Origin of the sequence: Acinetobacter sp. 826659, assembly GCF_000588515.1 — a bacterium.
GTDB lineage: Bacteria > Pseudomonadota > Gammaproteobacteria > Pseudomonadales > Moraxellaceae > Acinetobacter > Acinetobacter pittii.
The window spans coordinates 389,096-413,200 of record NZ_JFYD01000003.1; the positions used below are offsets into that span (position 1 = coordinate 389,096).

At 39.9% G+C, this 24,105-nt stretch carries 27 protein-coding genes; 18 read left to right on the top strand and 9 right to left on the bottom strand.

Going from position 1 to position 24,105, the window contains the following annotated elements; genetic code table 11:
* Window positions 1-56 precede the first annotated feature (56 nt).
* Both J663_RS08820 and J663_RS08825 read right to left on the bottom strand, forming a co-directional pair.
* The gene (locus J663_RS08820) at window positions 57-743 is read right to left on the bottom strand and encodes a YcbK family protein (RefSeq protein ID WP_033849160.1); all 687 of its coding nucleotides are present in this window, start codon (window positions 741-743) and stop codon (window positions 57-59) included.
* A 163-nt stretch (window positions 744-906) separates the two neighbouring features.
* The gene (locus tag J663_RS08825; protein ID WP_033849163.1) at window positions 907-2,295 is read right to left on the bottom strand and encodes an amino acid permease; all 1,389 of its coding nucleotides are present in this window, start codon (window positions 2,293-2,295) and stop codon (window positions 907-909) included.
* A 357-nt stretch (window positions 2,296-2,652) separates the two neighbouring features.
* On the opposite strand from J663_RS08825, the gene fahA reads away from it, so the two are divergent.
* The 4 genes from fahA to J663_RS08845 all read left to right on the top strand — a co-directional run bounded on the left by fahA (window position 2,653) and on the right by J663_RS08845 (window position 6,219).
* A complete protein-coding gene (gene fahA / locus J663_RS08830; protein ID WP_033849165.1) occupies window positions 2,653-3,960 on the top strand; it encodes a fumarylacetoacetase in 1,308 nt (435 codons plus the stop codon).
* The gene (gene maiA / locus J663_RS08835; protein ID WP_033849166.1) at window positions 3,947-4,579 is read left to right on the top strand and encodes a maleylacetoacetate isomerase; all 633 of its coding nucleotides are present in this window, start codon (window positions 3,947-3,949) and stop codon (window positions 4,577-4,579) included. Before fahA ends, maiA begins: the two co-directional genes overlap by 14 nt.
* A 17-nt stretch (window positions 4,580-4,596) precedes the next feature.
* On the top strand, window positions 4,597-5,145 hold the full coding sequence (locus tag J663_RS08840; RefSeq protein ID WP_032036246.1) for a VOC family protein: 549 nt from the start codon (window positions 4,597-4,599) through the stop codon (window positions 5,143-5,145).
* A gap of 294 nt (window positions 5,146-5,439) precedes the next feature.
* The gene (locus J663_RS08845) at window positions 5,440-6,219 is read left to right on the top strand and encodes an IclR family transcriptional regulator (RefSeq protein WP_005066619.1); all 780 of its coding nucleotides are present in this window, start codon (window positions 5,440-5,442) and stop codon (window positions 6,217-6,219) included.
* Between the two features lie 71 nt (window positions 6,220-6,290).
* Here the strand turns inward: J663_RS08845 and hppD are convergent, their stop codons facing one another.
* A complete protein-coding gene (gene hppD / locus J663_RS08850) occupies window positions 6,291-7,346 on the bottom strand; it encodes a 4-hydroxyphenylpyruvate dioxygenase (protein ID WP_002119157.1) in 1,056 nt (351 codons plus the stop codon).
* A gap of 528 nt (window positions 7,347-7,874) precedes the next feature.
* On the opposite strand from hppD, the gene J663_RS08855 reads away from it, so the two are divergent.
* Window positions 7,875-8,345, top strand: a complete 471-nt coding sequence (locus J663_RS08855; protein WP_033849169.1) for a DUF523 domain-containing protein — start codon at window positions 7,875-7,877, stop codon at window positions 8,343-8,345.
* Between the two features lie 15 nt (window positions 8,346-8,360).
* Here J663_RS08855 and J663_RS08860 read toward each other — a convergent pair whose 3' ends face one another.
* The 3 genes from J663_RS08860 to pncA all read right to left on the bottom strand — a co-directional run bounded on the left by J663_RS08860 (window position 8,361) and on the right by pncA (window position 11,517).
* Complete coding sequence (locus J663_RS08860) at window positions 8,361-9,704, bottom strand: MATE family efflux transporter (RefSeq protein WP_033849172.1); 1,344 nt, start codon at window positions 9,702-9,704, stop codon at window positions 8,361-8,363.
* 176 nt (window positions 9,705-9,880) lie between these two features.
* Window positions 9,881-10,819 carry a bile acid:sodium symporter family protein gene (locus tag J663_RS08865; protein WP_033849173.1) on the bottom strand — a complete coding sequence of 313 codons (939 nt, stop codon included), beginning with the start codon at window positions 10,817-10,819 and terminating at the stop codon, window positions 9,881-9,883.
* A 53-nt stretch (window positions 10,820-10,872) separates the two neighbouring features.
* Entirely contained in the window at window positions 10,873-11,517 is a 645-nt protein-coding gene (gene pncA, locus J663_RS08870) for a bifunctional nicotinamidase/pyrazinamidase (RefSeq protein ID WP_033849174.1), read from the bottom strand.
* Between the two features lie 328 nt (window positions 11,518-11,845).
* Between pncA and dapA the strand changes: the two genes are divergently transcribed.
* The 5 genes from dapA (at window position 11,846) to J663_RS08895 (ending at window position 15,494) form a co-directional block, all read left to right on the top strand.
* Window positions 11,846-12,739: a 4-hydroxy-tetrahydrodipicolinate synthase gene (dapA, locus tag J663_RS08875; protein WP_002119253.1), complete on the top strand. Its 894-nt coding sequence runs from the start codon at window positions 11,846-11,848 to the stop codon at window positions 12,737-12,739.
* A 15-nt stretch (window positions 12,740-12,754) separates the two neighbouring features.
* Entirely contained in the window at window positions 12,755-13,357 is a 603-nt protein-coding gene (locus J663_RS08880) for a lipoprotein-34 precursor (NlpB) (protein ID WP_081404687.1), read from the top strand.
* 36 nt (window positions 13,358-13,393) lie between these two features.
* Entirely contained in the window at window positions 13,394-14,113 is a 720-nt protein-coding gene (gene purC / locus J663_RS08885) for a phosphoribosylaminoimidazolesuccinocarboxamide synthase (protein WP_002119240.1), read from the top strand.
* A 191-nt stretch (window positions 14,114-14,304) separates the two neighbouring features.
* Window positions 14,305-14,508: a hypothetical protein gene (locus tag J663_RS08890; RefSeq protein WP_033849179.1), complete on the top strand. Its 204-nt coding sequence runs from the start codon at window positions 14,305-14,307 to the stop codon at window positions 14,506-14,508.
* 149 nt (window positions 14,509-14,657) lie between these two features.
* The gene (locus tag J663_RS08895; RefSeq protein WP_033849181.1) at window positions 14,658-15,494 is read left to right on the top strand and encodes a formate/nitrite transporter family protein; all 837 of its coding nucleotides are present in this window, start codon (window positions 14,658-14,660) and stop codon (window positions 15,492-15,494) included.
* A gap of 13 nt (window positions 15,495-15,507) precedes the next feature.
* Here J663_RS08895 and J663_RS08900 read toward each other — a convergent pair whose 3' ends face one another.
* The 3 genes from J663_RS08900 to J663_RS08910 form a co-directional block, all read right to left on the bottom strand.
* Window positions 15,508-16,773 (bottom strand): replication-associated recombination protein A, encoded by a 1,266-nt coding sequence (locus tag J663_RS08900; protein WP_002119242.1) that lies wholly within the window; start codon window positions 16,771-16,773, stop codon window positions 15,508-15,510.
* Window positions 16,774-16,878: 105 nt separating this feature from the next.
* The gene (locus tag J663_RS08905) at window positions 16,879-18,048 is read right to left on the bottom strand and encodes a PQQ-dependent sugar dehydrogenase (protein WP_033849185.1); all 1,170 of its coding nucleotides are present in this window, start codon (window positions 18,046-18,048) and stop codon (window positions 16,879-16,881) included.
* Window positions 18,049-18,161: 113 nt separating this feature from the next.
* On the bottom strand, window positions 18,162-18,620 hold the full coding sequence (locus tag J663_RS08910) for a YcgN family cysteine cluster protein (protein ID WP_033849188.1): 459 nt from the start codon (window positions 18,618-18,620) through the stop codon (window positions 18,162-18,164).
* A gap of 193 nt (window positions 18,621-18,813) precedes the next feature.
* Here J663_RS08910 and J663_RS08915 point away from each other — a divergent pair, with 193 nt between their 5' ends.
* The 8 genes from J663_RS08915 to ahr all read left to right on the top strand — a co-directional run bounded on the left by J663_RS08915 (window position 18,814) and on the right by ahr (window position 24,103).
* The gene (locus J663_RS08915) at window positions 18,814-18,972 is read left to right on the top strand and encodes a DUF1328 domain-containing protein (RefSeq protein WP_002053759.1); all 159 of its coding nucleotides are present in this window, start codon (window positions 18,814-18,816) and stop codon (window positions 18,970-18,972) included.
* Between the two features lie 172 nt (window positions 18,973-19,144).
* Window positions 19,145-19,882, top strand: a complete 738-nt coding sequence (locus J663_RS08920) for a dienelactone hydrolase family protein (protein ID WP_033849192.1) — start codon at window positions 19,145-19,147, stop codon at window positions 19,880-19,882.
* Between the two features lie 184 nt (window positions 19,883-20,066).
* Window positions 20,067-20,429: an HIT family protein gene (locus J663_RS08925; RefSeq protein WP_033849194.1), complete on the top strand. Its 363-nt coding sequence runs from the start codon at window positions 20,067-20,069 to the stop codon at window positions 20,427-20,429.
* Between the two features lie 142 nt (window positions 20,430-20,571).
* Window positions 20,572-21,606 (top strand): A/G-specific adenine glycosylase, encoded by a 1,035-nt coding sequence (gene mutY, locus J663_RS08930; RefSeq protein ID WP_033849195.1) that lies wholly within the window; start codon window positions 20,572-20,574, stop codon window positions 21,604-21,606.
* A 47-nt stretch (window positions 21,607-21,653) separates the two neighbouring features.
* Window positions 21,654-22,190: a M23 family metallopeptidase gene (locus J663_RS08935; protein WP_033849199.1), complete on the top strand. Its 537-nt coding sequence runs from the start codon at window positions 21,654-21,656 to the stop codon at window positions 22,188-22,190.
* Window positions 22,191-22,199: 9 nt separating this feature from the next.
* Entirely contained in the window at window positions 22,200-22,445 is a 246-nt protein-coding gene (locus J663_RS08940; protein WP_001287364.1) for a hypothetical protein, read from the top strand.
* A 30-nt stretch (window positions 22,446-22,475) separates the two neighbouring features.
* Window positions 22,476-23,036, top strand: a complete 561-nt coding sequence (locus J663_RS08945; protein WP_005066585.1) for a DNA-3-methyladenine glycosylase I — start codon at window positions 22,476-22,478, stop codon at window positions 23,034-23,036.
* A 38-nt stretch (window positions 23,037-23,074) separates the two neighbouring features.
* Window positions 23,075-24,103, top strand: coding sequence for an NADPH-dependent aldehyde reductase Ahr (ahr, locus tag J663_RS08950; protein ID WP_033849202.1), 1,029 nt, complete (start codon window positions 23,075-23,077; stop codon window positions 24,101-24,103).
* The last annotated feature ends 2 nt before the right edge of the window (window positions 24,104-24,105 follow it).

Below are 24,105 nucleotides of genomic sequence, written 5' to 3' on the forward strand. Positions count from 1 at the left end.
AGTTTTTATTCCGCTTTTATTTAAATCAATTTACTTAGTCGTTGAAAAAATTGCTTTTATAGCCCCTGACAAATTGAGGTTTTGTAGTGATGGTCAGGCCCCCATGCACGGAATCCTTGGCTATCAATATGGATTTGTCCTGAAGCATAAACACCTAGTCCCATATTAAGCGCTTGGCCTTTTGTGGCCCAAAACTGACAAAGTTTGGTTTTAGTTTGCTGAATACTGAATTGGTCTAAATCGGTAGGCTGTTCTGGGCCAATTCGAAAATCAAGCGCTGCATTAAAGACATGCCGAGAAGCATCAGCACCACCTGCACAGCGGTTTAGAGACAACGCTCGGTAGACCGAAGTCACTTCAAAATCATTAATTACGCCATCATCAACTAATGCTTTTAAAATGCTAAGCGTCGGAACAATATTGGACCAAATCTCTCTTGGTGGCACCGCATAAGGCTCAACTCCACATTTTTGCCAATCTCGAGCTGAGCTTAATAATTCATGGTCTGGCACTAAATTCGCAAGCCCTTTTTGCTTAAGAAATTGCTTGTAAGATTGCACAGACTGCCGATGGTCTGCTGTTGCTAACCACGCAACATACGCCTCGGGTTGATGCCTTATTTTGACCACTGCTTTTGTAGGTTGAGGTAAAGATGTTTGGGTATGCAGAGGGGTTGTTGGCTTGGGTGTTTGAGTGCTACATGCTGTGAGAGATAATAAAATTAAACCGAAATAACGCTTCATAAATATGCTCTATCTTCACCAAAAATGGGAAAATTGCTCATCATTAAATTAATGAAATGTTATATTATAACAACAATAAAATCCTTTAATTTCTGTTGCTAAATTTTAAAAATAAAAAAGGACGCCTGTCAGACGCCCTTTTTAGATACAACTCAATAATTTATTAAATATCTGCTTCTAAGGCAGGTACAGACTGCTCAGCTTTTAATTTTCGGCGTTTAAATTGGTAAGCCACCATCAAACACAAGATCCAGCCAGGAATCATCATGACCGCAACACGCATATCTGGTGTTAAAGACATCACGACCAAAATACCCAGCATAAACAGTATGCATAGATAGTTGCTAAACGGATATATAAAGCTTGGGAACTTCGTTGTTTGCCCTTGGCGCTGCATATATTTGCGGAATTTTAAATGCGTCCATGAAATTACAACCCAGTTAATTACAATCGCTGCAACCACAAGCATCATGAGTAAACCAAATGCTTTTTCAGGGAAAATATAATTTAACAGTACACATAAAATAGTGACTGCCGCAGAAAGGATCACTGCGTTGGTTGGAATACCGCGTTTATTAATACGTGCAAATACTTTTGGTGCATTTCCTTGTTGTGCAAGGCCTAATAACATACGGCTACTGCAATAACTTGTCCCGTTATAAACTGAAACCGCAGCGGTCAAAATCACAAAGTTCAATAACGTTGCTATGCCTTGGCTATCTAAAGAAGCAAAGACCATTACAAACGGGCTTCCGCCTTGTGCCATTTGGTTCCATGGGAACAGCGAGAATAAAACAAAAAGCGTCGCAATGTAGAAAATCAAAATACGATAAATAATTTGATTCACAGCTTTAGGTAAAGTTTTATCAGGGTCACGTGCTTCAGCTGCAGTAATACCGAAAAGCTCAATACCACCAAAAGCAAAAATAATGACCGCCATTGCCATCACTAAGCCTTCAACACCGAACGGGAAGAAACCGCCAAGTGCCCAAAGGTTTGAAATGCTTGCCTGTGGACCTGCTGTGCCTGTTGCAAGTAGATATGAACCAAAGCCAATCATTGCAAGAATCGCTAAGATTTTGACAATAGAAAACCAAAATTCCATTTCGCCAAAAAACTTAACGTGTAGCAGATTAATGCCATTAATTAAGACAAAGAAGGCTAAAGCAGATGCCCACGTCGGAATTTGCGGCCACCAATATTGAATGTAAAGACCAATTGCGCTTAGTTCTGCCATACAGACGAGTACATTGAGTACCCAATAGTTCCATCCTGACATGAACCCTGCAAATGGTCCCCAATATTTGTAGGCGAAATGACTAAAAGATCCACTAACTGGCTCTTCAACCACCATTTCGCCAAGCTGACGCATCATTAAAAAAGCAATAAATCCTGCAATGGCATAACCGAGGATGACCGATGGACCTGCTAATTTAATCGATTGTGATATACCAAGAAAAAGCCCTGTGCCAATCGCCCCACCCAATGCAATAAGCTGGATGTGCCGATTACTCAAACCATGTTTCAGGTTTCCTTGCTCTTGTGCTGACATATGATTATTCTCATCCGTGTCACGTAATTTTTTTCCAATAAATTACGTATATCATAAATTGATCAGATTTTCATAGAGATTCATGAAAAAAATAATTGCGTGACTTTTCTCATAAGCGCGAATGAAAACAGAAAATACAAGAAATGACAATTATTATGAAATGTGTAATTAAATTATGTATTGCGTAATTTGATGAATTCAGTATTATAGAGACATGAAGCAATTGGTTGTGCTCGGTCTATATCAAACTCATAAGACAAAAGATGATCTAAGCAAAGGTTAAAACTTATTGAGTAGCTCAGTCCTAGACCGAACTTTTATTTGTATAAGACCCGAGATAAAGACAAGGAAGCGAAAATGGAACAAAAACTAAACTCTTTTATTGAAGTTTCACCTCAATCAGATTTCACTATTCATAATTTGCCTTACGGTGTTTTTAGCAGAGCTAACGAAAGTGAGCGTCAAGTTGGTGTAGCTATTGGTGATTGGGTGATTGATCTCGCTGCTCTTGAAAAGCACGGTCTTTTAAAACTTTCAGAACAAGACACATATTTTAACCAGCCAACACTCAATAAATTTATCGAGTCTGGCAAAGCCAACTGGTCAAAAGTTCGTAAGACACTACAGTCTCTTCTCTCGGTTGAAAATTTAACGCTTCAAGAAAATGAAGCATTGCGCCAGGAAGTTTTGGTTAAGCAAGACAGTGTTACTTTGCATTTACCACTTCAAGTACCTGGTTATACCGATTTCTATTCTTCTAAAGAACATGCCACCAATGTAGGCTGTATGTTCCGCGATCCTAAAAATGCCTTACTTCCAAACTGGACTGAATTGCCTGTTGGTTACAATGGCCGTGCTAGCTCTGTGGTAGTCAGTGGCACTCAAGTCGTGCGTCCATCTGGACAAATTAAACTTCCAAATGAAGAGCGTCCAGTTTTCTCAGCTACGCGTAAACTCGACTTTGAACTTGAAACAGCATTTGTTATTGGTAAACCAACCGAGCTTGCCCAGCCAATCTCAATTGAAAATGCATGGGACCATATTTTTGGAATGGTATTACTCAATGACTGGTCAGCACGCGATATCCAGCAATGGGAATATGTGCCTCTAGGTCCTTTCAATTCAAAATCATTTGCTAGTGCCATCTCACCTTGGGTAGTCACACTTGAAGCACTTGAGCCATTTAAAGTGGAAGGCCCAAAACAAGAGCCTAAACCTTTAGCGTATTTACAAGAAAATATCGCGAATAGTTACGACATTAATTTGAGTGTTGAAATTCAAAGCCCGAAATCGGCACAAGCTGACGTGATCTGCAAAACTAATTTCAAATATATGTATTGGTCTATGGCTCAGCAGCTTACTCACCACACCATTGGCGGCTGTAACGTTCAGGTTGGTGATTTAATGGGTTCAGGTACTATTTCAGGTTCTACACCAGATTCGTATGGCAGCTTGCTTGAGCTTACATGGAACACCACCAAGCCTTTAACACTTGCCAATGGCGAAACTCGTGGTTTCTTGCAAGACGGCGATACCCTGATCATGAAAGGTCACTGTGAGAAAAATGGTATTCGCATTGGCTTCGGTGAAGTTCGAAATACAGTCCTTCCTGCATTAAATTTCGATTTTGCAGAAACTTCGGAGCCTGACTATGAAGCTGTATAGTTACTTTCGTAGCTCTGCAGCCTACAGAGTACGGATTGGTCTAAACATTAAAGGTTTAGCTTATGAGACTGTTCCAGTTCATCTGGTAAAAAACGAACAGCAAAGCGAAGACTATTTAAAGTTAAACCGTAGTGCTCTAGTTCCGACTTTAATTGACGGCGATTTAACCTTGTCTCAATCGTTAAGTATTTTGGAATATCTGGATGAACAATATCCAGAAACCAAATTACTTCCAAGAGATGTGCAAGAGAGAGCAAAAGTTCGCGCTTTTGCCCAAGCAATCGCCTGTGATATTCACCCGTTAAACAACTTACGCGTACTGAAATATTTAAAAAATGACTTAAATTTTTCAGATGAGCAGAAAAATTATTGGTATCAGCACTGGATTATTGAAGGCTTTCAAAATCTCGAACAGCTACTTCAAGATTCAAATGGACAATTTTGCTTTGGACAACAAGCAACCATTGCCGATTGCTGTCTGATTCCACAGGTCTACAACGCGAAACGCTTCAAGATTGATTTATCTGCGTTTCCAAAAATTGAATCGATTTATCACCATTGTTTGTCTATCCCAGCCTTCTATAACGCGGCGCCAGAACAACAACCAGATTGGGAATAGTAAAAAGGAGTTTTAATATGACATTTGCCATTAAAAAAATACATCACGTTGCATATCGTTGTAAGGATGCGAAAGAGACGGTTGAGTGGTATAAAAAAATGCTCAATATGGATTTCATTTTAGCTTTTGCTGAGGACCATGTGCCGTCAACTAAAGCCTTTGACCCATATATGCATTTATTCTTAGATGCAGGACAAGGCAACGTTTTGGCATTTTTTGAATTGCCAACTCAACCAGAAATGGGCCGAGATGAAAATACGCCTCAATGGGTACAGCATATTGCTTTTGAAGTTGAAGACTTAAATGCGTTGATGGCTGCCAAGCAACATTTAGAAGAAAATGATGTGAAAGTCTTAGGTGTGACTAACCATGGCATTTTCCACTCAATTTACTTCTTCGATCCAAATGGTCATCGTTTAGAACTAACTTATAACGATGCTCATGCTGAAGAAAAAATTGCAAAAATTACTGAAGAAATGAAAACTGAAATGCTAGAGGAATGGAGCAAAACCAAACGCGCTCCACACCACACTCATTTCTTGCATGAAGAAGAGTTAGGAACCTAATTTTTAAAGAGCGTAATAAAAAATCGGCATTGATTAGAATTGTTTTAAGAGCAGTTCTATATCAATGCCGATTTATATTATTTAAAACCGCTAAATTTCTAGAAAATTGCGCTATAAATAAGAGCATAGTGATTTTAGAAAATTGTTGGTTATTAAACATGTCAATTTCGCTAATAGAAAAAGGTGATTTCTATTTTTCACTAGGCTCAGGCATGATGTAAAACGCGCCAATTTCAATTTATGTTTTGATCGTCACTGTTTAACAGCTGAAGTAAATTTATTAAGGGTATTTAAATGATTGAAGAAAAAGTATCTGGGGGAGTTCAATCACTTGAAGTCGGTTTATCTGTACTAAACGCCCTTTTAGAGCACAATCAACCTATTATTCTCAAAGATCTGTCTAGCAAGCTAGAAATGCATCCTGCCAAGGTTCACCGCTATCTGGTTAGCCTTATTCGAATGGAATATGCAAAACAGCTTGATGATGGACAATATGCTTTAGGTGATCAGGCATGGCGCTTAGGTCTCAACTGTGTTCAACATAGCGACACACTACAGCTGGTACAGCATTTAATTTACGACCTACAAAACAAAATTGGTTGCGGTATACAAATTAGTAAATGGTCACCAAAAGGCCCTGTCGTGGTTCAGTCGATTGAATCAAACCACCCTATTTCGATTGTTACTAAAGTCGGCTCGATTATGCCTTTAGTCAATTCTGCTGCGGGACGTCTATTTGCTTCTTATCTACCAGAACATTTTGTTCGTCCATTAATGGAAGCAGAATGGCAAAAGCATCAAGAGCTTGGTCTAAACATCGCACCACAAAACTGGCAAGCATTTACAGAGCTTAAAGACACCATTCGCCAGCAACAAATGTCGGCAGCGAAAGGTGATTTACTGACGGGAATTAATGCGGTGGGTTTACCTGTATTTAATTCAAACCAGAGCATTGAGTTTTGTATTGTCGCACTGGATAGCGAAATGTTTTTACCAGTCGACCCTCATAGTAAAACGATTGAAATCTTAAAAAATGAAGTGAACCTCATCAATCAATATATTAAAAGCCGCTAATGAATAGCCATAAAAAAACCAAGAGATCAAACTCTTGGTTTTTTTAAGATCAGGAATAAGGCTCAGCTTATTTATTTAGTTTCTAAAACACCACGGCGAATCTGGTCACGTTCAATCGACTCAAATAACGCCTTGAAGTTACCTTCACCAAAGCCATCATCATCTTTACGTTGAATAAATTCAAAGAAAACTGGACCAATCATGTTTTCAGAGAAAATTTGCAATAAAAGCTTTTTCTGACCGTCTTTAGTATTACCATCAAGCAAAATACCGCGCTGTTTTAATTCATCAGTCGGTTCACCATGCTCAGGTAAACGATCTTCTAGCATTTCATAATACGTATTTGGCGGCGGTGTCATGAATTTCAGACCAAGACCTTTTAACTTATCCCAAGTCGAAATTAAGTCATCACAAATAAACGCGATATGTTGAATACCTTCGCCATTAAAATCAGATAGGAACTCTGCAATTTGGCCGTTTCCTTTGTCAGAGTCTTCGTTTAACGGAATACGGATCTTACCGTCTGGTGCAGTTAATGCTTTAGACGTTAAACCTGTATATTCACCTTTAATATCAAAGTAGCGAATTTCTTGGAAGTTAAAGATTTTTTCATAAAAGTTTGCCCAATACTCCATACGGCCTTTGTAGACGTTATGAGTTAAGTGGTCAATCTCGTTTAAGCCTGCCCCTACTGGACGTTTCTCAGCATCATCAAAGAAAACAAAGTCATTTTCATAAATATCACGGTCAACTAAAAAGATTGGCATACCACCAATACCTTTAATTGCAGGAATGTTAAGCTCCATTGGCCCAACTTTTGAATACATTGGTTCAGCACCAAGCTCTACTGCTTTTTGGAAAGCTTTTGCTGCATCACGTGTTTTAAAACCCATCGCACAAGCAGATGGACCATGTTCATTAAAGAAGAATGAAGCATAAGATTCTGGCTGATAATTCAGGATAATATTGATATTTCCTTGACGCCATAAGTACGCTTCTTTCGATTTATGCTTGGCTACTTTTGAAAAGCCGATTGTTTCAAAAACTGGATCTAATTCATTTTCTTTTGAAACAAACTCAATAAATGCAAAACCGCATAATTCTAATGGGTTCTCTAAAATATCCATCTAGTTTCCCTCTGGTGATTACCTGTTCCGTTTATCTCTATTGCTGATGAACTCAGCTCCTTTCTCTATAGAATACGTCATCATTGGGTGAAGACCTGAACCGTCAAATTGGCTTAACCCAACGCATCCTATGAGAAAAAAACGAGTCATTAAAACGAAGATATGATGAGCGTAGAGCCTTTGATGATTAATTTCCGTTCCATGTGGTGTTTATTTTCCATACACACTGTCCTTTGTTATCTAAAAGTACGATTGAGATTTTTCAATAAACCTTTAAAAATCGTCTTTTCCTAAAAATCATTTATAGATTTATGGAGACCAACATCCTTGTTGGATCTCCAATGGCCATTTACCTTGAATTAGATGCTACTAAAAACAATTAAATTATGCAATACATAACTTAATTATGAATTGCATAATTTAAGTAATCTTTTAATTTGTCTGTTTTTAAAATCAATTGTCATATTCGATATTCTGTTTATGATTCTTTATCTTCAAAAATCTCTCTTGCTTTGAGTTTGGAAAACTATGCTTTTAGTCAGTGCATGTTTAATTGGTGAACCTGTTCGATATGATGGTAAATCCTGTCCAAATACGTTACTTAAGCAGCTATTAATCAATAAAAAAGCCCAAGCATTATGCCCAGAGCTATTAGGTGGTTTTACCACTCCCCGTTTACCCGCAGAAATTGTGGGAGGAACAGGTCAAGATGTGCTAGATGGCAAAGCAAAAATTACCGATTCATCTGGTTTAGATGTGACTGAGCTATATTTGAAAGGTGCTTACCGCACTCTAGAAATTGCACAGCAAATAAAAGCGACTTGTCTGGTTTTAAAAGAGAATAGTCCATCTTGTGGTAGTCAAAAAATTTATAACGGTACTTTTCAAGGTGAAAAAATTACGGGAGTTGGAATCACCACAGCGCTTTTACAGCGCCATGGTTTTGAAGTGATTTCTGAAAATGAGATTGAAGATTGGTTAGCAACCCATCCTCTTTAATGGTTGTCTGCTCAATCAAAACCCTCTTAATTGCTTTCTAAAATGGAAACAAAAGGCACTCAATAGACAAGCTACTAAATAACTCAGAGCGGCCATCCACCAAAAACCATAAATTCCCATCGCAGAAATCGAGATATCCTGCCAATGCAGGCCTTTATAGGCCATCCACCAACCACCGCCCAATCCACAACCCAGCACTACGACCAAGAAAATTAGCATCGGTAAAATTGACACATCCCAACAGCGCAACAAAGAGGTCAATAACGTCATTAAGCCATCTAGAAAGTGAGACAGACACACAATCAACAACAAGGATGCAGCCAAAATCTGCACGGCCAAATCGTCTGAATAGAAAGTGACAATTAAATCCCGTTCCAACCATAAACACAGGGACAGACTGCCACTCACTGCCATAATGACCCATATACTTTGTCTGGCAATTTTATCTGCTTCTTCCATGTTGCCGCTGCCCATAGATCGCGATACCAAAATGCTATAAGCCGAGGCAATCGATGAAGGGAAAATAAACATGAAACCGCCAGTACTCGCGACAATTTGATGGGCTGCTGACACCACACTCCCAAAAGGTAAAATCAGAATAGCAACTGAACAAAATGCAACGACGTCCATCAATGCCATGATTGCTGTCGGGATACCTATTTTTAAAATCATCCGCAGACTTTCTCGGCTATCTTCAATCGACTGTTCGGGATGCTCAATAAAGAGGTATCCTTTTTCCAAGAAAAATACGTAATAAATAGCCAACATAAACCACCGTACAATGAGAGTGGCTAACAAAGCCCCTATTGCACCAAGTGGCGGAATTGAAAATGAAGCGACACCATAAATCAAAAGATAGGACAAAATAATTTTAAGAATGAAGAAAACACTATCTGATAATAAAACCTTATGCGCATTTTCAGTGACCTGAGACAAAGCTGTAAATAAGCGCATTAATAAATGCGCGGGTAAAATAAATACCAAAAGCCAAATACAGTTTTTAGTAATTGAAACAACATGTTCAGATGCACCAAACAATTTGGGCAAATCACGGAACAAGTAAAGCAAGCCAATACTCAGCAATGCCGAACATAACATCAGCCAAATGCCTTGAATAAAAATTTGACGAATACGTGGTATGTCATGGCAACCATAAGCTTCTGAAAGCTTAAGTATCACACCTTGTAGAATCCCCATACCAATGACATAGATCACTGTATATAGAGATAAGGTCACCGATAATGCTGCTACATGATCGTTACTAAAATGCCCTACATAAGCAATATCAACCAATCCACTTAAAACTAGAATTAAATTGCTTGAGAGCATGGGAATAAATAATTTAAAAATCTGGTTCATCAAGGAAATGCCTTATTTTTCTTTACGATTTATACTCATATTCACGTTATTTTTAGTGCATCAATCCAAAGCAAAAGACATACCAGTTCTAAATTAAGCTCCTATAAAATCTGCTTTAAATGAAAAGGCCAAACTATTCGTTTGGCCTTCTTTTGTCATGTATGTTGTTTATACGGTTATTCTTGTTTGTGTTTACTTGCCCAATAAGTCGCTAGTGCAGGCCCAGAAATATTATGCCAAAGACTGAAAATTGCGCTTGGTACAGCTGTAATCGGAGAAGCAGCAAAATGTACTGCTGCAAGTGCAACACCTAAACCTGAGTTTTGCATCCCCACCTCAATAGCGATCGCCTTACTGTCCGCATAAGGTAGTTTAAAGAAACGTGCCGCGGTAAAACCTAATAAATATCCAAGCCCGTTATGTAAGATCACCACAGCTAAAATAAGCAACCCCGACTGTAAAATTGCTGCTTTGCTTCCACCAATAATGGCTGCCACAATCGCGACAATTGCAATGACCGAAACTAAAGGCATGACTTGAATATAAGATTCGACCTGACGTTTAAGCCATGTTCTTAAAATTAGACCGACTACAATAGGTAGTAGCACCACCTGCAAAATCGAAATAAACATCGAAGCTGCGTCAATCTTTAGCCATTGACTAGCAAGCAGATAGAAAATCGCAGGCGTTAATACAGGAGCTAAAAGCGTTGATACCGATGTACAGGCTACCGATAAAGCGACATTGCCTTTGGCCATATAGGTAATCACGTTTGAAGCGGTTCCCCCTGGGCAACAACCTACCAAGATGACTCCAACCGCGATTTCAGGCGGTAAGTTAAATAATTTACATAGAACATATGCTAAGCCAGGCATTACGACAAACTGCGCTACGACGCCAATCAATACCGCTTTAGGGCTTTGTAATACACCTTTAAAGTCGTCTACAGTCATGGTCATTCCCATGCCAAGCATAATAATGCCCAAAATCCATGGAATGTACGCTTTGAGCCAGACAAAAAGTTCAGGCTGCCATAGCGCCAATGCTGCAAAAATAATCACCCATAGGGCAAAAGTTTTTTGAATAAATTGGGTAAAGCGCAGGAATGCATCCATACTTTCTATCCCTAAAAATTAAAATATGAAAGTTAAAAACTAGAGCAATATACTTAAAACTCGCTCAACAGATCATTCGATTGGATACGGATAACGCCTTGCTGCTGCATGGTTTGCCAAGCTTGTTCTAAAGAACCATTCAGATCAATCCCTTTACAAGCATCTTCAACCACTAAAGTTTTAAAACCTTGCTTAACTGCATCTAAAGCAGTCCATGCTACACAAAAGTCCGTAGCAATTCCGACCACATAAACCGTATCAATACCGCGCTCTTTTAGATAACCTGTTAAACCCGTCGTTGTAGAGTGATCAGCTTCTATAAAAGCCGAGTAGCTATCAATATGAGCATGAAAGCCTTTTCGGATAATCAGTTGAGCTGTCGGAATATTTAAATCAGGATGAAACTCGGCATCTTGAGTACCTTGTACACAATGCTTAGGCCAAAGCACCTGCTGTCCATAGTCGAGTTCAATGGTTTCAAATGGTTGCTTGCCAAAATGATTGGCTGCAAAAGAGATATGATTATCCGGGTGCCAGTCCTGAGTCAGGACGACATTTTCAAAACAACCAGCAAGTTGGTTAATAGTTGGAATAATTCTATCGGCATCAGCAACTGCTAAATTTCCACCCGGTGTAAAACCATTTTGTACATCAACTACGATTAAAACCGCATTTTGTGGTTGTTTATTCATTTTCATGTCATCTTCAATCCCAACTGGGAAATTGCATTCTATCTTGCCACAAAAATAGCCGATATTAAGTAAGGCTCAGCTGAATCCGACTGTATTGTTGTGTTTAGTGGGTGTTCTTAATGCACAATAACGAAAACATCCTATCTTTTCCTCAAGTTTACATCGCGATTATCCGTTAGGCGTATTGTTCTTATGCGTCTGATCAGTCATAATTTGCATAATTGTCATTCAACAATCTGTTATTGTTAGAACTGGACAATCAAAATACTGCAACCATCCCACATTTTGTTTTTCTTACCTCAGATTCGGATGGATAAATAGGATATTTTTAAAAATGACTCAGCAAGCACAGACCATTCAAGGCTCAATCGTCGCAATCGTCACACCAATGTTGAAAGACGGTGGTGTAGATTGGAAGGGTCTTGAGAAGCTGGTTGAGTGGCACATAGAACAAGGTACAAACAGTATTGTAGCCGTCGGTACAACCGGCGAAGCCTCAACATTGAGCATGGAAGAGCACACACAGGTTATTAAAGAAATTATTCGTGTAGCCAATAAACGTATTCCAATTATTGCCGGTACTGGTGCAAACTCAACCCGTGAAGCAATCGAATTAACTAAAGCTGCTAAAGAGCTTGGCGCAGATGCTGCTTTACTTGTAACACCATATTATAACAAGCCAACCCAAGAAGGCCTCTACCAACACTATAAAGCGATTGCTGAAGCTGTTGAATTACCACTTATTCTCTATAACGTACCTGGTCGTACTGGCGTAGACCTTTCAAACGACACAGCTGTACGCTTAGCAGAGATCTCGAATATTGTTGGTATTAAAGATGCAACAGGTGATGTACCTCGTGGTAAAGCTTTAATTGAGGCGTTAAATGGCAAGATGGCTGTGTACTCAGGTGATGATGAAACAGCATGGGAACTAATGCTTCTTGGCGCTGATGGTAATATCTCGGTTACTGCAAATATTGCACCTAAAGCAATGAGTGAAGTATGTGCTGTTGCGATTGCCAAAGATGAACAACAAGCGAAGACGCTTAACAATAAGATTGCAAATTTACACAATATTCTATTTTGCGAATCAAACCCAATTCCTGTGAAATGGGCACTACATGAGATGGGACTGATTGATACTGGTATTCGTTTACCACTCACTCCTCTCGCTGAGCAATATCGCGAACCTCTCCGCAATGCCCTAAAAGATGCGGGAATTATTTAATAAGAGCAATTTATGATGCAATTACGTCTTGGTTTAGTCCTTGCAGTTTCAGCCTTAAGTTTAGCTGGTTGTGGTCGCTTCGCAATTAATAATCACTCTTTAGATTATAAAAATGCCAAGCAACTTGCCCCGCTTGAGTATCCTGCCGATGCAACTGTACGACCAGCGACACCTTTGTATCCTGCACCAACTGTAGAACAGCGCGCTATCGATAACGCACCGAAGTTTGAAAACAAGCGTGGCAACCGTTATGCCTTGCCACGCCCTGAACAAACGCAAGGTAATGCGACACTAGATGCCTCTACTGAAACGACAACTGCGCTTGGACGTCCTCAGCTTGTGACTGACGGTAATAAAAATCCGTTGTTAAAAGTTGATGGAAATACAGCTGAGATCTGGCAATACACCAAAGCTACGTTAAGTACTTTAAATTTCAACATCATCGCTCAAGGCAGCAATCAGGCGACGATTAAAGTAAATGACAATACTTATGTGCTTAAACTTACTGGTGTAGGTTCTAGTCATACTCTTGCTCTATTTAATGTAGATAACACTTTTGCAAGCCCAGATGTGGCTGCTGAAGTGCTAAACCAGATTTACCAAAATTGGCCAGCCTAGTCGTTTACTAGGCATTTTTTTTAAAAAGGTTCCCTCATGTTAAAACAAACCTTGCTCTATACTGGTAAAGCAAAATCTGTATATGAAACAGACAATGCCGACCATCTGATTTTAGTCTTTCGTGATGATGCCTCTGCGTTCAACGGCGAAAAAATCGAACAACTAGATCGTAAAGGCAAGGTGAACAACCGTTTTAACGCCTTCATCATGGAAAAACTTGCTGCTGCGGGTATTGAAACGCATTTTGAAAAATTGCTTTCTCCAACTGAAGTGCTTGTTAAAAAACTTCAAATGATTCCAGTTGAATGTGTAATTCGTAACTACGCAGCTGGTTCTCTATGCCGTCGCTTAGGTGTAGAAGAAGGTAAAGAGTTAACTCCTCCTACATTTGAATTGTTCTATAAAGATGACGGTCTAGGCGACCCAATGGTTAACGAATCTCAAGCGATTGCTTTAGGTTGGGCGACTGCTGAACAGTTAGAACAAATGAAAGTTTTAACTTATAAAGTAAACGATGTATTAAAAGCATTATTTGCTGAAGGCAACATGATTTTGGTGGACTTCAAGCTTGAATTCGGTGTGTTCCATGACCGTATCGTGCTTGGTGATGAGTTCTCTCCAGACGGCTGCCGTTTATGGGATAAAGACTCTAAGAAGAAACTCGACAAAGACCGTTTCCGTCAAGGTTTAGGCGGTGTTGTTGAAGCTTATGAAGAAGTTGCTGCTCGTTTAGGCGTAGATTTATCTGACATCTAATCAGTAAAACTTCATAAAAAACCGGGCCAAAGCCCGGTTTTTTTATGTTCAGTACTATACAAGTCCAATAATGTAGACAGATTTGTCTATTTCAATAAATTAACACTTGCATAAGCTTAATTTAAAACACTAAAATCTAGAAAAACACAAAGTACTTCACAATAATTAAATTTAAAAACTAGGGTGAACCTATGGAATTATCTAAGCTTGAAAAGAGATTAATGAATCATCCAATCCATTTTGGTGAAAATCCTCTGGTCCTATTAAACAACTTTAGCACTACTGCCTTAAAACAAGGCTGGAGTCAGGCAGAGGTTGAATCTGTTATTGCTAAAGCCTCTCAAGGCGACTATATGGCGCTCATCCGTACTTTAAGAGCTTATACTTTTCTTTAATCTTGTTGTTGATGATCCAGCCATTGTGCATTCAATTTATAAAAAGACACATAAAGCTGTTATGAATAGACTAGATTTATCCTGAACACTGCCTTAACAATAAATAAAACAATAAATATAAGATATTTATTCAGTGAGGAGTAAATCTAATGGACCATGAAATAGAGGAAAAGAAAGTCGAGAAAACCTTAAGCTGGCGTGAAAAAATGGCAGTTGAAGAACATGAGAAACTGTCTCCCCGTTTAGTTTATGAAATTATCCGCCGTGATGGTGCCGAAGAGCTTGATCGTCCAACATCTGCACTGATCTTTTCAGGGATTACCGCAGGTTTAGTCATCAGTTTTTCATTTGTATTTAAAGCGATTATTGCTGCTTATCTCCCAGCTGATGCAGTCTGGACCGATTTAATCACTAATGTGGGTTATACCATTGGGTTCTTGATCGCTATTTTGAGCCACATGCAACTCTTTACTGAAAATACCATCACCACAGTTGTGCCATTATTTAATCCCTTTACTTTCGATAAATTACGAGCAGTGGGCCGCTTATGGGGCATTGTGATTCTATGCAACATTATTGGAACAGCTTTGGCGAGTTTATTTTTCCTAACTACTCACCTGTTTACTCCAGATATTGACAAAGCACTGGATGAACTCGCACATCATGTGGGCTCCTTTTCTGCAACCCAGAATCTGCTTAAAGGCATTATGTCAGGTCTATTAATTGCAGCATTGGTCTGGATGTTGCCCTCGGTCAGTAATAAATTCCTGCTCATCTTTTTTATGACGTATTTGATAGGACTGGGTGACTTTACTCATGTAGTGGTTGGTTCTACAGAAATGTCCTACCTGGTCTGGCAAGGAGAAGCTTCTATTGGCAAGTATCTGTTTACTTTCCTCATCCCAACCACTATCGGCAATATTATTGGCGGTACAGGTGTGTTCACGCTACTGATTTATGGTCAGGTCACTGAAGAGCTGGAATAGCATAAAGCAGGAACTATTGTTCCTGCTGCCATCTGCGTTGCTGTAAACGCTCACCTTCAACCTCACGCTTATTTCTTGCAGACTCATAGAGTTTGGTTCCCTTCAACTCAGGCGGCAAATAGTCTTGCAGCACAAAGTGTTCTGGGTAGTCATGAGGGTAGAGATAATTAATACCATAGCCTTGTTGTTTCATAAGCTTGGTCGGCGCATTTCTCAAATGCAAAGGCACAGGTAAATTTGCCGTTTTTTCAGCAAGTTCCAAAGCCTTATTAATCGCTAAATAAGTACTATTACTTTTTGCACTCGTTGCTAGGTAAACCGCTGTTTGGCCTAGAATAATTCGAGCCTCAGGCATGCCCACCGCTTGTACGGAGCGGAAACACTCACCTGCAAGCAATAGCGCATTAGGGTTAGAATTTCCAATGTCTTCTGAGGCGGCAATCAGCATACGTCTTGCAATAAAAACCGGATCTTCTCCGCCTTTAAGCATACGTGCCATCCAATATAGGGTTGCATCTGGATCACTACCACGAATTGATTTAATAAAGGCAGAAACAAGGTCGTAATGCTGCTCGCCAGATTTGTCATAACGCGCAATATTTTGCTGAGCGACTTTTACCACAACCGCATTAGTAATCGTGTTTTCAACTTCTGGTTCAAAAGTACTTGCAATCAAGTCCAGTAAATTAAGCGCTTTTCGAGCATCACCTGCTGCAAACTGAATAAGTGCATCATATTCTTCAATATGGATATAACGTTCTTTTAAGAATTTATCGCTTTGAAGTGCATTGTTGAGTAGTGTTTGAATTGCCTCACTATCTAAACTATTTAAGGTATAGACCTGACAGCGTGATAAAAGTGCGCTATTCACTTCAAAAGACGGGTTTTCAGTGGTCGCACCAATTAAAGTAATTTTGCCTTTTTCAACTGCACCCAATAAAGCATCTTGCTGTGATTTATTAAAACGATGAATTTCATCAATAAAAACCACAGGTGTCAGTAAATCACCACTTTCTGCAATCACTTCACGTAATTCTTTTACGCCCGTATTCAGCGCGGACAAGCTCACAAATGGACGGTCTATTGCCTGAGCCAAAAGCAAAGCAATTGTTGTTTTACCAACGCCTGGTGGTCCCCAAAAAATAATAGAAGGCAAATGACCCTGATCAATCATTTGACGCAATGGTGCATGTTCACCTAATAAATGATCTTGCCCAATAATTTCAGACAAGTCTCTTGGGCGCAGGCGTTCGGGAAGTGGAATATGGGTGTCTGACATCTCAAATGGCTTTATCGTCTTTTCACTATAGTCTATTGTGTCTCACAGAAATCTACAATTTGAATCTATGAGACACGTCCTTTATTTACAGGCTCTTGCTCAGCATTAAGAAGATTTCTTACTCAGCTTCAGTAAACGCGCATTTGAGCCATCTTCAATCACCCAAATCGAACCATCTTGAGCTTCATGTAACCCACGAATACGTTGCTTCATCTCTAGTCTTTGCCCTTCTTTCACGGGTTTATGCTCTAAATCCACCACAATAATCGCTTCGGAAGATAACCCGCCAATTAAGGCTTTATTTTGCCATGCAGGAAATTGTTGTCCGCGATAAATGATCATACTCGATGGCGAGATTACAGGAGTCCAGTCAATTTCTGGTGCTTTAAATTCTGGGCGAGTGTGATGGTCTGGAATAGGTTGGCCCGAATAATGGTCTCCATTTGAAACAATTGGATAACCATAATTTTCACCTTTAGTAATAATATTAAGCTCATCACCACCTTTAGGCCCCATCTCAACCACCCATAACTGTCCTTGGCGGTCAAAAGCCATACCTAACGGGTTACGGTGTCCAAGTGACCATATCTCAGCAGTTACCCCGCCTTGCTTATAAAAAGGGTTACCTACAGCCGCGGTGCCATCCTCATTTAAACGCAAGATTTTACCCAAGTTACTTTTCATGTTTTGGGCAGGATCAAACTTTTGTCGTTCACCTGAACTGACCCACAGCTTACCATCTGTACCAAAAAGCATGCGATGTCCATAATGGCCTTGTCCTGAGACTTTAGGTACTTGCTGCCAAATCTGCTTTATATCGTTAAGTTTTGGCTGATTAGGATTAGATAAATCTAATTTCGCACGTGAAATCACTGCTCCAGATCCGCCTTGTCCTTTTGTAGCATAGCTAAGATAAACCCAATGATTCTTGGCAAAGTCAGGGTGTAAAATGACATCTCCTAAACCACCTTGTCCCCCATAGTTCACTGCAGGGACATTCTGGACATCTAATATTTGTTTATTTTTAGGGTTAAAAATTTTTAATTTACCCTGCCGTTCAGTCACTAATAAACGTTGATCAGGCAGACTGGTCACAGCCCAAGGCTCATTAAAATGTGCGACTGCTTCGACCTGATAAGTTTGTTTGACAGCAACAGACTGATCTGTTTTCGCAGTCGTATTTTGTTCAAGATTTTTTGAGTTGATATTATTAGACCCACAGGCCATTAACAAAAAAAAGCTACTACATAATAAGGGGGCTGCTAATCGTCTCATCGTTTTTATCTCCTTTTGCTTTTATTGTTATATAACGGAGATGAGCAAAAAAATGACGATAAAAATGTTACTTTATTATACGCTGTAATCAAACAACGCCTTTTAAGATCTATTTAACGTACCCAACGTACTACATAATCTTCAAGATCATCTTCATGTACATCAACTTCGGAAATACAACGTCCTGCAACTGACTTTTTCGCCTTAACCACGCTTTGTCTAGAACCCGTATTTAAATAATGCCAAGAAGGTAGATTTTTTCCTTCATTCAAGCGCTTATAAGCACAGCTTGAGGGTAGCCAATGAATTGTTTTTAGAGACTCTACCGTTAATTGTAAACAATCAGGTACTTGCTGCTGACGATTTGGATAGTCCGTACAACGCCCTGTACCAAAATCGAGTAACTTAAAAGCCACTTTAGTATAAGCCACCTCATGTGTATCTTCATCTTCTAGTTTGACCAGACAGCATAAACCACACCCATCACATAAAGCTTCCCACTCAAGTTGAGTCAGTTGCTCTAATGGATAATTTTTCCAGAAGAGTGGTCGGAGGGAGGTCTCGGTAGACATAATCTTTTAACAGCTGATGAGATAAAACGATGTATTAGTATAGCATTGAAGTGGCCTGTACTAAAAAAGAAGCTGTATTTCTGGCATCACAAAATGATTGTTTAATATACATTTCAACCACATAAACGACACATTCGGGCTAAAAAACACACTATATAGTTAAATGACAATGAAAAATAAGGAGGACAGCATTATGTTCCGTTGGGCGATAATTTTTGCAGTGATTGCACTCATTGCCAGTCTATTAGGGTTTGGTGGTGTTGCAGGACTATCTAAAGACTTTGCCGTGATTTTATTAGTTGTGGCTGTAATTCTAGCTGTAATTGGGTTCATTTCCCGAGGCCGGACTTAAATTTAATCATCACCATATAAAAAGAAGGAACTGGTTTCCTTCTTTTTTATTGCGTAGAAATATCTATCTTTTTATTTTGATGTAGTTTTTTACATAGTTCTTTATTTTACTTCTTATTTTTTATGCTTTAATCAAGCGTGTTTAAACCAAGTTTAATTTCAGGATTAATGTCATGAGTACAGCAATTAAAACCCGTGAAATTCAATATACTGCACCAGATGGCAGCCATTTAATTGGTTACTTTGCGGCTCCAGAGAGTGAAGAACCGGTACCAGGTATCATTATTGGTCCTGAGTGGTGGGGTCGTAATGAATATACTGAGCAACGCGCACGTGAGCTTGCTGAACACGGGTATGCAGCTCTTGCTATTGACATGTATGGCGATAAAAAAGTCACGACAACAGCAGCTCAAGCCTATGAATGGATGATGCAGACATTTGAAGATTTAGACACGGTGACTGATCGTGCTAATGCAGCACTGCAAACCCTTGCTGCCCAACCAGAAGTAAATAACGAGAAATTGGCTGCGATTGGCTTTTGCTATGGTGGTAAAGTCGTGTTGGATCTTGCTCGCTCAGGTGCTCCACTTAAAGCAATTGTAACGTTCCATGCCACATTAGCACCGAAGGCTCCTGCTCAAAAAGGCAACATTCAGGGTGAAATTTTAGTTCTACATGGTGAACTAGACAGTATGGTCACCTTAGAAGATGTTGCTAATTTTGAAAAAGAGATGCAAGCTGCTGAGGTTAAACACGAGGTAGTGGTTTTAGAAGGTGCTAAACATGGCTTTAGTAACCCGCTTGCCGATGAAAGAGCTAAAGCGAACGGTGTGGACCTTGGCTACAATAGCGAAGCGGAAAAACAAGGCCTTGCTAAAATGTACGCTTTATTAGATCGTACTCTAAAATAAAAGAAGCAAATTTGGAGCAAATGGTTTTTTTGCATTTGCTCCCTTAAATGTTTATGACTTTGCAATATTTTTACTGTATTTTTTAAACCATACTTCAATAACTATACTCCCGTTGAGCTAGAGCAAAGCCTAGTCTTATTTCCCGCACTCGGGGTTTAATGGAATAACATGAGAGGATACAACAATGACTGACAAGAAATGTCCGTATTGCGAATTTGATGAATATGACATCATTGATAAGAATGAATTTGCCGTAATTTTGCCTGATCCTAATCCGTTATCTAAAGGCCACTGTGTAGTAACACCACTACGCCATGTTAGTTCTTTTTTTGACATCACGTCTAAAGAACATCAAGGCTTACTGACACTTCTTGAAATTGCCCGTCATGAGACACAGCTTCGTCATCAACCAGATGGCTTTCATATTGGCTTTAATGATGGTGAAGTGTTTGGAAAAACTTCAGATCATTTCCACATTCATGTCATTCCTTACTATAAAAACCAACCGTTGAAACTTGATAAACTTTGGGGTGTACAAAAGGATTAATCCTTTTATCTGATTGAAACAGAGATTACGCGCTTTGAAGTAGTCTCTGTTTTAATACACTCTTTTTGTTTGCCTGCTTTAAACAAAATTTCATCTAAATTTCAGCTATAATTTACCCCTTACTTTTCTTCTATAGCTGTTCATGCCTGAATTTTCTTTTTCTGATGCCCTCTTAAATTGGTTCGACCAACATGGTCGTCACGATTTGCCTTGGCAAGTTGCCGATGATCCGTACAAAGTTTGGGTTTCTGAAATTATGCTACAGCAAACTCAGGTGAAAACGGTCTTGCAATATTTTGATCGCTTTATGGAGCGCTTCCCGACGGTAGAAGCTTTAGGTCATGCAACTTGGGATGAAGTCGCACCTTATTGGGCAGGTCTTGGCTATTACGCTCGTGCCCGCAATTTGCATAAAGCGGCTGGGCTTGTCACGCAGCAAGGTAAATTTCCTGAAACGTTAGAAGAATGGATTGCGTTACCTGGCATTGGTCGCTCTACCGCAGGCGCGCTCATGTCTTTAGGTTTACGTCAGTACGGCGTCATCATGGATGGCAACGTGAAACGCGTCTTAGCTCGTTTCTTTGCCATTGAAGATGATTTAAGCAAACCACAGCACGAACGTGAAATGTGGAAACTGGCTGAAGAGCTTTGCCCTACACATCGCAACCATGACTACACTCAAGCGATTATGGATCTCGGCGCAACCATTTGTACGCCTAAAAAACCGCTTTGTTTATATTGTCCAATGCAAGCTCATTGTCAGGCTTATCAGCAAGGTTTAGAACAAGAATTACCTTTTAAAAAGCCGAAAAAAACACCGCCTGTTAAAACAGCAGATGTTCTTATTATTCAGTGCGAAGGTGAATGGTTCTGGCAACAACGCCAAGCTCATGGTCTATGGGGCGGTTTATTCTGTTTACCTATTTTAGAAAATGAACATGAACGACTGAGCTTAAGCCAACAATTCAAACTACAACCTCAAGCACAAAATTTTCAGATCAGTCATAGCTTCACTCATTTCACATGGTTACTTAATGCTCATGTGTTCCACGTGGAACCTGATCAAAAAGAACATCTGGCTATTGAACTTGAAGGCCAATGGTTGAGTCCGGAACAAGCCATTGCCAAAGGTGTTCCAACCGCGATGAAAAAATTGATCTCGACAAGCCGTTCATGACATAGTGAGTAAAATAATTTTGATATGACTGTGACAGGGAGTATTTTGTGCGACGTTTTGTTTCTCATTTCTCACTTGGTTTTCTGATTATTCTATTGGCCGCATGTGCCAGTGCACCTAAAAAACCTGCCCCACTTCCACCTGCTCAGGTCTTCAAACTTAAAAGTATGCAGCTTCCAAATCGACTGCCTGTACCAGTAAAGGGTATTGACCGCGATGAGTTAAAAGATACATGGGGTGCTGCTCGGAGTCAGGGGCGCAGTCACGAAGGAATTGATATTTTGGCTCCACGTGGAACCAAAGTGTACAGTGCAACCGAAGGACTAGTGGCCGATCTTCGCAATAATAATCTCGGTGGCAAAGTCATCTGGATTTTAGGCCCAGCAGGAACATGGCATTATTACGCTCATCTTGATGGACATAAACGTGGCTTAAACGTAGGCGACTATGTCAAAAAGGGCGATCTAATTGGCTATGTCGGCAATACGGGCAATGCGCGCTATACTTCACCTCATCTTCATTATGGTCTTTACCTCAACGGTAAAGGACGTGGTGCTGTTAATCCTTATTCATATTTACGCTAGGAACATTTTATGTCGGAAGCGCTGATCAATCGCTTAGTAGAGTTTGCCGAGTCTGGCAACCAGCAAAAGATCATTTTAAATGGCAATAGCTATCAAGGCTGGATCATGGAAATCAGCGATGATGCCCTACTGATCAGTACTGGTTTTTCAGACAAAGTTGGCAAAGACTTTTGGTTAAAGTTTGAAGACTTAACACAAGCAGAACTGTATTATTGGGATACTCGCCCGAATGAATGGGTGCTATTTAAACTTTAAAATTCTAAGATAAATATAAGGAGCATTATCATGAAAACTCAACGTTGCGGATGGTGTTCCGACGATCCACTCTATATTGCTTACCATGATGAAGAATGGGGTAAACCCGAACACGACGAAGCACGATTATTTGAAATGCTTTGTCTCGAAGGTCAGCAAGCCGGCCTCTCATGGATTACCGTACTAAAAAAAAGAGAAAGCTACCGTCAACATTTTTTTAATCATCCGATTGCAGACATTGCTTCATTTACAGATGATTTTCTAGAACTAAAATTATCTGATGCAGGCTTAATTCGTCACTTGGGGAAACTCAAAGCTATTCGTGATAATGCTATTGCTTGGCAAGCGCTCAAAGCACAAGTCGGTGATGTTCCTACATGGCTTTGGCAGTTTGTAGATGCAGCGCCACAAAACAATGATGTTGTAGATTATCGTAAGGCCCCTGCTCAAACCGAACTGAGCGTAAAACTTTCCAAAACTCTTAAAAAGAATGGTTTCAAATTTGTTGGCCCAACCACCTGCTATGCTTTTATGCAGGCAGTAGGCATGGTCGATGATCATGAAAACGATTGTCAATTTAAAGCTTCATAACCCACCAGAACGGTTCAAAGCCGCTTAAGGAGTTTCCGATGAGCAATAATACGATTCAAGCTTATGCTGCAATGCAGGCAGGTGAAAAACTAGTTCCCTATCAATTTGAAGCAGGTGAATTACAACCGCATCAGGTTGAGGTAAAAGTTGAATATTGTGGTTTATGTCATTCTGATATTTCTGTTTTAAACAATGAATGGCGTTCGACCGTGTACCCTGTGGTTGCAGGTCATGAAATTATTGGACGAATTGTTGCTTTGGGTTCAGAAGCCAAAGGTCTACAAATTGGGCAACGTGTCGGCATTGGTTGGACAGCTGAAAGTTGCCAAGCCTGTGATGAATGTATTGGTGGTCAGCAAGTACTGTGTACAGGTGGAAATGTTGCAACAATCGTCGGGCATGCTGGTGGCTTTGCTGATAAAGTCCGTGCAGGTTGGCAATGGGCCATTCCCCTCCCGGACGATTTAGATGCTGAAAGCGCAGGTCCTTTACTGTGTGGCGGAATTACCGTTTTTGATCCACTACTCAAACACAAAATTCAGGCAACGCATCATGTCGGTGTAATTGGCATTGGTGGTTTAGGCCATATAGCCATTAAGCTACTTAAAGCATGGGGCTGTGAAATCACTGCTTTTAGTTCTAACCCAGATAAAACGGAAGAACTCAAAGCAATGGGAGCCGACCATGTGGTAAATAGCCGCGATACAGAGGCAGTAAAAGCTCAAAAAGGTAAATTCGATTTATTGCTGAGTACCGTGAATGTGACTCTAAATTGGTCTGCTTTTATTGCAACACTGGCACCAAACGGAACCTTACATTTCTTAGGTCTTACACTTGAGCCTGTTCCTGTTTCAGTTGGCTCTCTTATTGGTGGTGCTAAGTCAGTGACTGGTTCACCTACGGGCTCACCTGCTGCACTACGTCAGCTTTTAAAGTTTGCTGCACGTAAAAAAATTGCGCCTCAAATTGAGCTATTTCCGATGTCACAGCTCAATGAAGCAATTGAGCGTCTACACTCAGGGCAGGCACGCTACCGCATTGTGCTTAAAGCAGACTTTGCAGAATAAGA